At 44.1% G+C, this 12,578-nt stretch carries 11 protein-coding genes; 2 read left to right on the top strand and 9 right to left on the bottom strand.

Annotated elements, in window-relative coordinates; translation table 11 throughout:
- Positions 1 to 113 precede the first annotated feature (113 nt).
- The 5 genes from AACR09_RS00500 to AACR09_RS00480 all read right to left on the bottom strand — a co-directional run bounded on the left by AACR09_RS00500 (position 114) and on the right by AACR09_RS00480 (position 4,869).
- On the bottom strand, positions 114 to 1,676 hold the full coding sequence (locus AACR09_RS00500) for an AbgT family transporter (protein ID WP_193835866.1): 1,563 nt from the start codon (positions 1,674 to 1,676) through the stop codon (positions 114 to 116).
- A gap of 297 nt (positions 1,677 to 1,973) precedes the next feature.
- Positions 1,974 to 2,423, bottom strand: coding sequence for a prepilin-type N-terminal cleavage/methylation domain-containing protein (locus AACR09_RS00495; protein ID WP_061023990.1), 450 nt, complete (start codon positions 2,421 to 2,423; stop codon positions 1,974 to 1,976).
- Entirely contained in the window at positions 2,413 to 3,753 is a 1,341-nt protein-coding gene (locus tag AACR09_RS00490; protein ID WP_193835865.1) for a hypothetical protein, read from the bottom strand. The genes AACR09_RS00495 and AACR09_RS00490 overlap by 11 nt, the downstream gene beginning before the upstream one ends.
- On the bottom strand, positions 3,750 to 4,382 hold the full coding sequence (locus AACR09_RS00485) for a PilW family protein (protein WP_004735169.1): 633 nt from the start codon (positions 4,380 to 4,382) through the stop codon (positions 3,750 to 3,752). The genes AACR09_RS00490 and AACR09_RS00485 overlap by 4 nt, the downstream gene beginning before the upstream one ends.
- Positions 4,363 to 4,869, bottom strand: coding sequence for a GspH/FimT family pseudopilin (locus AACR09_RS00480; protein WP_017091999.1), 507 nt, complete (start codon positions 4,867 to 4,869; stop codon positions 4,363 to 4,365). The genes AACR09_RS00485 and AACR09_RS00480 overlap by 20 nt, the downstream gene beginning before the upstream one ends.
- Before the next feature lie 102 nt (positions 4,870 to 4,971).
- Here AACR09_RS00480 and AACR09_RS00475 point away from each other — a divergent pair, with 102 nt between their 5' ends.
- Positions 4,972 to 5,403: a type IV pilin protein gene (locus AACR09_RS00475; protein WP_108086541.1), complete on the top strand. Its 432-nt coding sequence runs from the start codon at positions 4,972 to 4,974 to the stop codon at positions 5,401 to 5,403.
- Positions 5,404 to 5,540: 137 nt separating this feature from the next.
- On the opposite strand, the gene dnaJ is transcribed toward AACR09_RS00475, so the two are convergent.
- From dnaJ to grpE, 4 genes are all read right to left on the bottom strand, one after another.
- Positions 5,541 to 6,689: a molecular chaperone DnaJ gene (gene dnaJ / locus AACR09_RS00470; protein ID WP_017087727.1), complete on the bottom strand. Its 1,149-nt coding sequence runs from the start codon at positions 6,687 to 6,689 to the stop codon at positions 5,541 to 5,543.
- 305 nt (positions 6,690 to 6,994) lie between these two features.
- Entirely contained in the window at positions 6,995 to 8,908 is a 1,914-nt protein-coding gene (gene dnaK / locus AACR09_RS00465; protein ID WP_009848331.1) for a molecular chaperone DnaK, read from the bottom strand.
- A 339-nt stretch (positions 8,909 to 9,247) separates the two neighbouring features.
- A complete protein-coding gene (locus AACR09_RS00460; RefSeq protein ID WP_004735163.1) occupies positions 9,248 to 10,522 on the bottom strand; it encodes a dicarboxylate/amino acid:cation symporter in 1,275 nt (424 codons plus the stop codon).
- A gap of 392 nt (positions 10,523 to 10,914) precedes the next feature.
- Positions 10,915 to 11,496, bottom strand: a complete 582-nt coding sequence (gene grpE / locus AACR09_RS00455; protein WP_017059864.1) for a nucleotide exchange factor GrpE — start codon at positions 11,494 to 11,496, stop codon at positions 10,915 to 10,917.
- A 143-nt stretch (positions 11,497 to 11,639) separates the two neighbouring features.
- On the opposite strand from grpE, the gene nadK reads away from it, so the two are divergent.
- Positions 11,640 to 12,524: an NAD(+) kinase gene (gene nadK / locus AACR09_RS00450; protein ID WP_004735161.1), complete on the top strand. Its 885-nt coding sequence runs from the start codon at positions 11,640 to 11,642 to the stop codon at positions 12,522 to 12,524.
- The last annotated feature ends 54 nt before the right edge of the window (positions 12,525 to 12,578 follow it).

Genomic DNA, 12,578 nt, shown 5'->3' with positions numbered 1-12,578 from the left:
ATCTTGGATACAAAAACGGAAAAAGATGGCGAAAAAAAGCCCGCACATTTCGGTGCGGGCTTCGATGATTTTATCTTACTGACTTTTGCTTTTATTACTTAGCTTTACTTATCTTACATTGTGTAAGTGTAAGGAGCTTGGATACCTAGTGGGATACCAAGAGCCCAGTAACCTAGCAAGAAGATAGACCAACCGATTAGCATAGCAATCGAGAATGGCATCATTAGAGAAGCTAGAGTACCGATACCTGTCGACTTAACGTAGCGTTGACAGTAAACAACAACCAGTGGGAAGAACACCATTAGTGGAGAAATGATGTTAGACACTGAGTCACCTACACGGTAAGCCGCTTGAGATAGCTCTGGAGAGATACCCACAACCATTAGCATAGGAACTAGGATAGGACCAATCAGTGCCCACTTAGCTGAAGCAGAACCTACAAGAAGGTTAACTGCAGCCGTTAGTAGAATCATACCAACAACCGTTGCTTCACCAGGAAGATCCATCGCTTTCAAGCCTTCAGCACCGTAAAGCGCCAGCATAGTACCGATGTTTGATTGAGCGAATGCAGATAGGAACTGAGCACAGAAGAACGACATTACAATGTATGCGCCCATCGTTGCCATTGTCTCAGACATCGCTTTGATAACATCGTTACTATTCTTGAATGTACCCGCTACACGGCCGTAGACGATACCCGGAATAATAAACAGAATGAAGATCAGAGGAACGATAGACTTCATTACTGGTGCTGAGAACGCCGTTAGTTCACCTTCAGGCGAACGAAGTGCTGAGTTTTCAGGAACCAAAGCAGCGATAAGCAGACCAATACCTGCAACCATAGCCCAACCAGCGAATTTGAATGCTTTAGATTCAATCGCAGTGAACGTACCTAGATCAGGTGCTTGTTCAGCATCTTCATCTACTGGAGTTTTTGCAAGACGAGGTTCAATGATCTTCTCTGTCACGTACCAACCGATACCAACAATGAGAACTGAAGACAAACCAGTAAAGAAAATGTTCGCTAGAGGGTTAACCACGTATGCAGGGTCAAGAACGTTTGCCGCTGTTTGAGTGAAGCCTGCTAGTAGCGGGTCAATACCTGAAGGAATGAAGTTCGCTGAGAAACCACCTGATACACCAGCAAACGCTGCTGCAATACCCGCTAGAGGGTGACGACCCGCTGCGTGGAAGATGATACCGCCAAGAGGGATTACTAGAACGTAACCTGCATCTGCTGCTGTGTGAGACACGATAGCAACAAGGATTAGCATTGGCGTTAATAGCTTAGCTGGCGTGAAGTTCAACATCTTCTTAAGGCCAGTCGTAATGAAGCCTGAAGAGTCAGCAACGCCAACACCTAACATAGCAACAAGTACGATGCCTAGCGGTGCGAAGCCTGTGAACGTGGTAACCATATTCGCTAGGAAGCTAGCAAGCGCTTCACCAGTTAATAGGTTTTTTACTTCTAGAGCAGCACCCGTTTGAGGGTTGATTAGGTCGAATGAAAGATTCGATAAAAGTGCAGATGCTACCCATACGATAACTAGAGCCCAGAAGAACAGAATTGCAGGGTCTGGAATTTTGTTGCCGGCGCGTTCAATGAAGTTTAGAAAGCGGTCCATCCCACTGATCTTCTCAGTCGATGGTGCTTTTTTTACAGCTTGGTTACTCATTGTAACTCCATATGTGATGTTGTTTGTTTAGGCCTAATAAAAGTTTTGACCATGGCCTATTGGTACAGCACATATTCTATTAAAGTCGCTGTTAAAAAGCACAAGGTTCCACATCATTTTCCATAAATGGAGACATATTTTGCAAAAATACTGTACAACAGCAACAATATAAAAACACAAAAAACACCATTCCATATACAGAGTTTTAACTGGCACGTAAACAATGTCCGAGGAGTGAAAACTATCAGTAAAGGGGATGCGTAGGCCTTGGCATGCAGTAAACGTTTGCTTAATAGATCAATCAAACTCACTGTATTTGGAGAGCATAGTCTCGAGGTAAATGCTTTGCGAACGGTTCATACGATCTTGCCATGCAACGGAAACAGTAATGCTTTTTAACGCTCCCGACAAAGCGCCAGCAGCATTCTCCACCTCACAAGTCATCGCATACCCAGAGTCCGACAAACCGGATAAAGGATCTGAGCTTGTCGTGTTGAGACAATAGTTCGCTTGATTGAGTTGCGAAAAAGGAATAAGCCCTACTGCCCCACTCACATCCGAGACTCGCGTTCGATAATATTCCATTTGCCTTTCAGCAAAGTGAAGTGCCTCTACACTGTGAAGCGCAAAGTCCGACTTTTGCTCCGCATAAACTTGCAGCTTAACCAACCCTAACGAAGCAACACCGATGAGCAAAAAAGAGATAAGCACCTCTATCAAACTGAAACCACGTTGTTTAGAAGTCATTCCATGATCCTCGCTTCCATTGATAAATAGAAGGCGGATCACTCGGATTAGATTCTGAACGAAAATCCAAATCCATATCACCCACAATCGTTGTCACCCCAAGTGGCGAATCGAAGATAAGGCCACCTGAAGGTAAACCAGAAGCAAATTGAATCCCGACACTTTTTTTCAGGACGGTAGCGTCATCGATGTCTTTGATAAAAGGTGCAAATACATTAGGAGTAACAAGCGCTTCCCAGAAGTCATCTATACGAGTTTTAACATGACTCTTTTGATAATCGACCAAATGATAAATCACACCGTTGTAAGTCATGGCACCATTTAACGCGAGCACACCATCTTGAATCACTAGAAGTTGAGATTGATTGTTGGCGGCGGCAACCGCTGAATTGATATGGCAATTTCCCTCAACCCACAATCCCTTGGTTTGCCCAGGAGTAAAATGGTCCATGATTTCGGTGCCACACTCTGTCGCATTCAGTATCTGTACGTGCTTAAAAAGGTCAGTGTCTTGAGATAAGTCGACAATATTTTGATCCGTTTTAGCGATACCAAAAAAGGTATAAAACGGGTTCATATTAGGATCAGGATTAAAATCTTTTTTGAAGGGAAGCGGATTCGTTCCTTGATAGGAATCAGGCGCATAGATTGAATAACTACTTCCCGAACTGCCTTTAGGGATCTCCGTCTTATAGTCGCTATCACACACGCCATCAAAACCAGAAAACGGACCATCCGCACTTGGGTCGAGCACTTCTAAGCCTAACGTTTGTCCTGAATCACCATGTGTTGAATCGTATTGGTAAGTAAAAAGGTCGGCAAAAGTAACACTCACGCATTCATATTCATTACCATTGATCGGTTCTTCTTTAACTGTAGGCTTCAGGCTCAATGTACCGATGATCTCAATCGGCCCTGTTGATTGAATCGCCCCACTTCCTAACTGAGAGCTCTCACGAATGGTTTTAGATAGCAGCTGTGTATCGGTTGTAGATGCAACAATATAAGCAATGGAACTCGCACTATCCGAAACCTCAATTTGGGGGGCGTTGTCATATGGAGAACACCAATCAGAAAAGTCGGCATGGCGTGCACTGGCATCTTTGATATCTAAAACGGTTTTATCGAGCTCACGTAGATAGGAATAAGTACACTCTAAACCACCTTCTGAACGCCAGTGATTTTGCCTTCCTTGCACCTCATTTTGAGCCACTTTAATTTGATGAAACACACTGCGATACGTTCCTAACGTCACCACTAAAGCACCAACTAAAAGCACCGATGTGATCAACAAGGTCACCACGCCGCGTTGCTTTCTAAACACCATCATTGCCAGTTCCTTTGTTTAACGGAAACCGAAACCGATTTGGTAACACCTGCGGTTGGAATTGAAGCCGTAATGCTGATATCGGTAAGCGTGGTTTTAATAGAGTTCTGCTCTAATAACTGAGCATCAACGCTGAATGCGTCTACCTCGATCAGGCTGTCATCGAAAAGTGAGTAACATCCAGTAACCTGATTAAAAGTAGGAATCGCCTCAGATACAGTGGTGCCCTTCTCACATATTTGCAGCTTGGTTCCATCTTTCCGATAAACGATATTTCGATTATCTTTGTTTCCGTTCGAGCCCTCTCTGAAATAGACAAACCCAACGGCAACACCGCCACTCACTTGGATGGTGTTACTCGCTCCAGACAGCTTGATTGAGTAACCATTAGAGCCATCGTAGCCCGCCCGTTGGATATCCTCCTTCATCACCTGCATCGTACTGGTTAGATTTTGCAGCAGTAATAACTCAATGCCTTTATCTTTAGCAATTCTCTGCCCTGTTATAAAGACACTACCGATAATCGAAATCGCGAACACACCAATCACAGACGCCACCATTAACTCAATTAATGATGTGCCTTGCTGCTTGCTAGGAGCTACCGCTGTCGATTTAACAGGCATCATAGCCATACTGTGCACTCGATTCACCGCACACCTTAATTCGCCCCGGTGGACTGGATAATTTGATCAACATCCGATCGGTTGAAGCTGTATTAGGAGCTAAATAGAGAGTCCCACGAGCAGGCCTCCCACGAACGCTCTCAAAAGTAATTCTGTCTCCGGTGTAATTATGAGAAAAAGAAAGGTCACGAAAAGGTTCACCCGACAACTGCAGTAAGGTTTCTCCTGACAAGTCTTCGGTTGGTTTTAACCAAACAGTCCAATCTCCAGTTGATTGCACTTCATTCTTTTCCATCGAGAAATGAACCCAAAGATCTTGATTCCTTTTTACTGACTCTGACTTGGCCTGAATAAGGAAACCATTCAACTCGCTAGCCAATCTCTGCATCTTCACAGCTTGCGTTACTGAACTAAAACTCGGGGCAGCCGTCGCTATCAGTATCGATAACACCGACACCGTGATTAAAAGCTCTAATAAAGTAAACCCGCGAGTCATTTCCCAATTTCCTATGTAATACCGCTCGTAACCGTATTTAATCTTGCGCCGATGCTACCACCGGAGAAAAATAGGCAGAGATATTAAAGGAAACTACTCGCGATGATTCGAAGAAATATATGCAACAACAACAACTTAAGCATTAGAGGGATGACATTGATCGAATTATTGATCGCTGTCGCCATCGTGGGGATACTCGGCGCCATTGCCTATCCAAGTTATACAAACCATGTAATCAAAGCGCATCGAGTCACAGCGATAGCTGATATGACAAAGATACAATTGGAAATAGAGACGCTGTACACGGGGAACTATGCATCCGCAGCGGAGAATATTATTTCCGGAGGGACATGTTTGTTTTGCGATACCGACACCAGCCGATACACGTTAGCGATTTCGGCGAGTAGTACAACCTATGCCATTCAAGCAGAACCACTTTCACAGCAAGTGAATGATGAATGTTTAGACTCGAATACCGATATATTGGAATTACACCACTCGGGTGTTTCAGAGCCAGAAGCGTGTTGGAAGTAACAAGAACAACCACCAAAGGGCTCGATAATTTATCTGAGAAATCTCGACTCTTTCTTCTCTGAGCTTCTTTTCTTTGATCTACAGATACAAAAAAGCCTGCACACTGGCAGGCTTTAAAAGTTTCAAATCACTATCAATTACTTAGTTAGGTCATCGAAGAAGTTTTTAACGCCGCTGAAGAAACCTTCAGACTTTGGCTTGTGCTTGCTTGCCGCTTCGCCACAACATGTTTCTTCGAATTCACGCAGTAGTTCTTTCTGGCGAGAGCTTAGCTTAACTGGAGTCTCAACCACTAGCTTAACGATTAGGTCACCCACACCGCCGCCACGAACGCCTTTCACGCCTTTGCCTCGCATACGGAACATACGACCCGTTTGTGTTTCTTCTGGCACTTTAAGGTTTACACGACCATCCAGTGTTGGAACTTCAACTTCACCGCCTAAAGCAGCCATAGAGAAGCTTACTGGCACTTCACAGTAAAGGTTGTTGCCGTCACGCTCAAAGATGTTGTGCTCTTTTACGTGTACTTGTACGTACAAGTCTCCAGCTGGAGCGCCGTGCTCCCCTGCTTCGCCTTCGCCAGATAGACGAATGCGATCACCAGTATCAACACCTGCTGGGATCTTAACGTTAAGCGTTTTCGTCTTCTGTTTGCGACCTTGACCATGACATGAGTTACATGGGTCTTTGATGATCTTGCCTTTACCGTTACAAGTAGGACAAGTCTGTTGAACCGCAAAGAAACCTTGGCGCATTTGTACCTGGCCGTGGCCATGACAAGTACCACACGTTTGTGCAGAAGAACCCGCTTTCGCGCCGCTACCGTCACAAATATCACACTCTACAAGAGTTGGTACTTCGATTTCTTTAGATACACCACGAACGGCTTCTTCTAGAGAAAGCTCCATGTTGTAACGCAAATCAGAACCACGTTGTGCACGCGCTTGACCGCCGCCACGACGACCACCGCCAAAGATATCGCCAAACACATCACCGAAGATATCGCCGAAATCACCTTGGCCACCGCCGCCGTAACCGCCGCCGCCACCCATGCCACCTTGTTCAAAAGCTGCGTGGCCGTATTGGTCGTAAGCTGCTTTCTTTTGAGCATCGGTTAAGATCTCGTACGCTACTTTTACTTCTTTAAATTTGTCTGCTGCGCTGTCATCACCCTGATTACGGTCCGGGTGGAATTTCATCGCTAAGCGTTTGTACGCTTTTTTAATATCGCGCTCTGATGCATCGCGGCTTACGCCTAATACTTCGTAAAAATCACGTTTTGACATGTTCTAGGTCACCAAATAATTGCTACTACCGAATGATCACTTCAGTAGTCTATGTATCAATCTAGATAAAAGTTCTGCCGGCTGAAATGCCGAATAAAGCTATTATCTAGATCGACAAGTCTAAATACAAATTTACGGGCGTGAGAGTTACCTCTGACGCCCGTATCTTTAGAAATCGAAAAACGACTTTTTCTAAGCTAAAACACGTTAGTTCAAGGAGAAGGCACGGACTTTCTTAGCCAATAAAGAGGCAAGTGTAAGTGAGTACCTTCGACGCAGAAATCACGTGTTATAGCGACGAAAAATTATTTTTTGTCTTCTTTAACTTCTTCAAACTCAGCATCAACAACGTCGTCATCTTGCTTAGGTTGTTCACCAGCGTCAGCACCAGCTTGTTCAGCTTGAGCTTTCTGTTGAGCAATTTCCATTAGCTTTTGAGCTGCTTGCATAAGTTCTTGAACTTTAGCGTCGATAGCTTCTTTGTCGTCACCAGACTTAACTGATTCTAGAGCTTCGATTGCTGCTTCGATTTTAGCTTTCTCGTCTGCAGGTAGAGCTTCACCAGCTTCTTCTACTTGCTTCTTAGTGCCGTGAATCATTTGGTCAGCTTGGTTACGTGCAGTTACTAGCTCTTCGAACTTCTTGTCAGCTTCTTTGTTAGCTTCTGCTTCTTGAACCATTGCTTCGATCTCTTCCTCAGACAAACCGCCTGATGCTTGGATAGTGATCTTCTGCTCTTTACCTGTCGCTTTATCTTTAGCAGATACGTTCAGGATACCATCAGCATCTAGGTCGAATGTTACTTCAACTTGTGGCATGCCACGTGGTGCTGGTTGGATACCTTCTAGGTTGAACTGACCAAGAGACTTGTTGTAAGTCGCTTGCTTACGCTCACCTTGAAGAACGTGGATAGTTACTGCGCTTTGGTTGTCTTCAGCTGTAGAGAACACTTGATCCGCTTTAGTAGGGATAGTTGTGTTTTTCTCGATAAGCTTAGTCATTACACCGCCCATCGTTTCGATACCGAAAGATAGAGGAGTAACGTCTAGAAGAAGAACGTCTTTAACTTCACCAGCTAGTACACCACCTTGAACAGCAGCACCCATTGCAACAGCTTCGTCAGGGTTCACGTCTTTACGTGGCTCTTTACCGAAGAATTCAGTTACTTTAGCTTGAACCATAGGCATACGAGTCTGACCACCCACTAGGATTACGTCAGTGATTTCGCCTACAGATAGGTCAGCATCTGCTAGAGCAACTTTTAGTGGCTCAAGAGAACGTTGAACTAGGTCTTCAACTAGAGACTCAAGCTTCGCACGAGTCACTTTGATGTTCATGTGCTTAGGACCAGTCGCATCAGCAGTAACGTAAGGTAGGTTTACGTCAGTTTGAGTAGTAGAAGAAAGCTCGATTTTCGCTTTTTCTGCTGCTTCTTTAACACGCTGCATTGCTAGTGGATCAGCTTTAAGGTCGATACCTTGCTCTTTCTTGAACTCATCTACTAGATAGTTGATCATGCGGTTATCGAAATCTTCACCACCAAGGTGAGTATCACCGTTAGTTGAAAGAACTTCGAAAGTCTTCTCGCCTTCTACTTCATCGATTTCGATGATAGAGATATCGAATGTACCACCACCAAGGTCGTATACAGCGATAGTGCGATCACCACCTTGCTTGTCTAGGCCGTAAGCCAGAGCAGCAGCAGTAGGTTCGTTGATGATACGTTTAACATCTAGACCAGCGATACGGCCAGCATCTTTCGTTGCTTGACGTTGAGCATCGTTGAAGTAAGCAGGAACAGTTACTACTGCGCCAGTTACTTCTTCGCCTAGGAAGTCTTCAGCTGTTTTCTTCATTTTCTTAAGAACTTCAGCAGATACTTGAGGAGCAGCCATTTTTTGGCCTTGCGCTTCAACCCATGCATCACCGTTATCAGCTTTAACAATGTTAAAAGGCATGATTTCGATATCGCGTTGAACTTCTTCATCTTCAAAACGACGACCGATTAGACGCTTAATCGCGTATAGCGTGTTTTGAGGGTTAGTAACAGCTTGACGTTTCGCAGGTTGACCAACTAGCGTCTCGCCTTCAGTGTATGCGATTACCGATGCTGTTGTGCGTTCGCCTTCAGCATTTTCTAATACGCGTGGTTTGTCACCGTCAAGAACAGCAACACAAGAGTTAGTAGTACCTAAATCAATACCAATGATTCGACCCATCAGGCTTTCTCCGAATAAATTCTATTTAGTTTTTTGCTATACCCACTATGTGGGGGGTAGTAATCAGGGATTCAACCCTAATACACAAAATTTAAATGCAAATGTATTTTGCTTTCGTATGCACCATAGATAAGGGCTCACGAAGCCTTTTCAAGGGGGATACTGGATTTTTTCACATTTATTTTAATAAAAGGAATGGTTAGACACGAATACATCTCATTCCCTTAACATAAGCCCCATAACTGGGTTGATCACCCAATAAAAAACGGAGCCACTTAGGCTCCGTTTATCTATTCAGGCTTTCCACTTAGATTTCATCTATAGAGGAAAAGTTTTTGATTATGCTTCTGCTTTCTTTAGCTCAGCTTCTTCGTTGGCTTCAACGCCGATTTCGTTTTCAGATTTCGCTACGATAGTGTTAACCGCAGTATCACCAACAACGTTAGAAGAAGTACAGAACATGTCACAGATACGGTCAACAGCAGCAACAATCGCTAGACCTTCTGGTGGCAAACCTAGTTGGTGCAATAGAACACCGACCATAACCACACCACCACCAGGAACACCACCAGCACCGATAGACAGTAGCAAGATAGTTAGACCTAGAGTAAAGATATCAGCAGTGTTGATTGGCTGACCGAATGCGTTTGCTACGAACATAGTTGCTAGTGCGATGTAGATAGATACACCAGACATGTTCATTGTTGCACCTAGTGGTACACCGAAACCTGCCACTGACTTAGATACGTTCAGTTTGTCCGTCAGAGTACGCATTGTTACTGGAATCGTCGCGTTCGAACTTGCAGTCGATAGTGAGAAAAGGATTTGCTCACGAGTTGCACGTAGGAACTGCTTTGGAGAAATACCAGTGAATGAACCAACCATCATTGGGTAGAAGAAGAAGATCCAGAACACCAGCATTGCCACAACAAGCGCTACATAGCCAGCAACTGACATTAGCGTGTTTGCATCAAGTGTTGCACCTAATTGAATCATCAGAGCAAATACACCGTATGGCGCAAGGCTCATTACTAGGCCGATAAGCTTCATCATGATTTCGTTAGCCATCTTGAATGTCTTGATAGCTGGGCCACCACGAGAATCAAGAGCTTGGATAGCAAGACCAGTCAGAATAGCCATGAAGATGATTTGCAGCATGTCGCCACTTGCAAATGCTTCTACAGGGTTGCTAGGAACGATATTAACAACAAGAGAGAAGATATCTGGCGTTTCAGTTGTTGTAAGCGCAATTGTCTCAGAAACTGTACCCGCTAGATTCGCACCAGCACCCGGTTGGAAAATAAGACCAATCGTTAGAGCAGCTGAAATCGCGATGATGGTGTTAATAATGTAAAGACCAAAGGTTTTACCACCAAGACGACCGAATGAACGAATATCTTTTAGCTCAACGATACCGCAAACAATAGATACGTATACAAGAGGTACTACAAGCAACTTGATAAGTGATACGAACATACCACCAGCACCTTCAGCAGCGCCGAGTAGGTACGTATCAAAAATAGCAATGCCGCTGAATAGGTACTGAATAGCAGTACCAATAATAAGGCCGGCAAACAAGCCTACAAAAATCTTACTTGAGAGCGATTTATCCATCGTTCTTCTCCAGTTTGTTGTGTTTAAAAATTGTACTTTTATAGTTATATATGCGACCCAAATCGCTATATTGCAGTGGATTTTACATACAAGGGTAACAATTAAAAGCATTTATTTACAAAAACATTACAAGTGTGACATCAAAACATTTCTTCATTAACAACCAGTTTCATAATATAAAACTCTAAATCACTGTTCTGGATAAAATAAAAAGAACGACATTCTTAATGCGATTTTGGTGACTATTCACGTGGACTCTCAAGTTACAGGCATAAAAAAAGAGAGGCATATGCCTCTCTTTTCATTTCACGTTAACCAGTGAATTGTTTTGTCGCCGCTATTTTGTCACTTCACAATTGCAATAATCAACTGCTTGGCAAACGGCCACTCAATTACTTAGCAACCATTACCATTGCAGGGCGAATAACACGGCCGTTAAGCTCGTAGCCTTTCTGCATAACAAACATCACAGTGTTTGACTCGTGGTCTGGGCTTTCTTGAATCGACATGGCTTGGTGGAATTCAGGGTTGAATGCTTCACCTTCAGGGTTGATCTCTGTAAGACCAAATTTAGCCACTGTATCTACGAACGTTTTGTGAGTTAGCTCAACACCTTCAAGAATCGGCTTAACCGCTTCGTTCTCAGCATCTGCAGCTTGTACTGCACGCTCTAGGTTATCGATAACAGGTAGTAGGCCTTCAGCGAATTTGTTTAGCGCGTATTTACGTGCTTTATCCACTTCTTGCTCAGTACGGCGACGCATATTCTCAACTTCAGCCTTTGCGCGAAGAACAGAATCTTGCTGCTCTTTCACTTTAGACTCACTAGAAAGCAGTGCGGCTTCTAGTTGAGCAATTTTTGATTCCTGCTCATCAGCCGCGTCTTCATTCAGTTCAGCTTCTTCAACTTTCTCAGCTTCAGCAATGATCTGATCTAGCTCTTCTTCGGTTACTTTGTTTTCTTCGTTGCTCATGATATCTCCAGAATTCGTTTTCAATGCCAGTGACAGGCGTGTTTGCGCCTCAAATTGATATAAAACACTCGCATAGACGTTCAACTTGCCTTTATTATGGGGATGAAGAATTTTGATTCAAGCCTAATTCGTTTGGAAACGTTATGAAAAAGCCATTTGAAGTCATCGCAATTATTGGTAAACCTCGAGATCAGCAAGCAATTCAGACTCATAGAGAGCTCTATCAGTGGTTAAGTACTGAGGGTTATCAAGTGTTTGTTGATGATAGGCTCTCCAGCATTTTGGACGATATCCCACAAGAACATTTTTCTAGCCTGATTGAATTGGGTAAACGTGCCGATCTCGCAATTGTTGTGGGTGGTGATGGAAATATGCTCGGTGCGGCTAGAATCTTGTCACGTTTCGATATTTCAGTGATAGGTGTTAACCGAGGTAATCTTGGTTTCCTAACCGATCTCAACCCTGAAAACTTTCAGAGCGCGCTGACTGATGTGCTTAAGGGAGAGTTCATGGAAGAAGAACGCTTCTTACTTGAAACTGAAATTCATCGTCACGGCCAGATAAAAAGCCACAATGCAGCCCTTAATGAGGCTGTACTGCACCCCGGCCAAGTCGCGCACATGATCGAGTTCGAAGTGTATATCGATGACAGCTTCGCCTTCTCACAGCGCTCTGATGGCTTGATCGTCTCAACACCGACAGGTTCTACCGCTTATTCGCTTTCTGGCGGCGGCCCTATCCTGTCATCAAGCCTAAATGCTATCTCACTAGTGCCAATGTTCCCGCACACCCTTTCAAGCCGCCCACTGGTGGTGGATGGAAAGCGTCGTATCAAGCTTATCGTATCGCCTGATAACCGCGGTACACAGGAAGTCAGCTGCGATGGCCAAATCTCGCTACCGGTTTCTCCTGGCGACGAGATCCATATTTACCAAAGCCCGAATGTGCTAAAGCTGATCCACCCTAAAGACTACAACTACTACCATGTTCTACGTAACAAACTAGGCTGGTCGAGTAAGCTGTTCTAAAAGAATAAACGCTCCAGTGGTAACCGAAAACTTGAAAGGCTGACGACATTCGTC

The organism is Vibrio sp. OPT20 (assembly GCF_963889365.1).
Classification (GTDB): domain Bacteria; phylum Pseudomonadota; class Gammaproteobacteria; order Enterobacterales; family Vibrionaceae; genus Vibrio; species Vibrio splendidus.
Note: the sequence above shows the minus strand (reverse complement) of the source record. Positions and strands in the feature narration are given on the sequence as shown.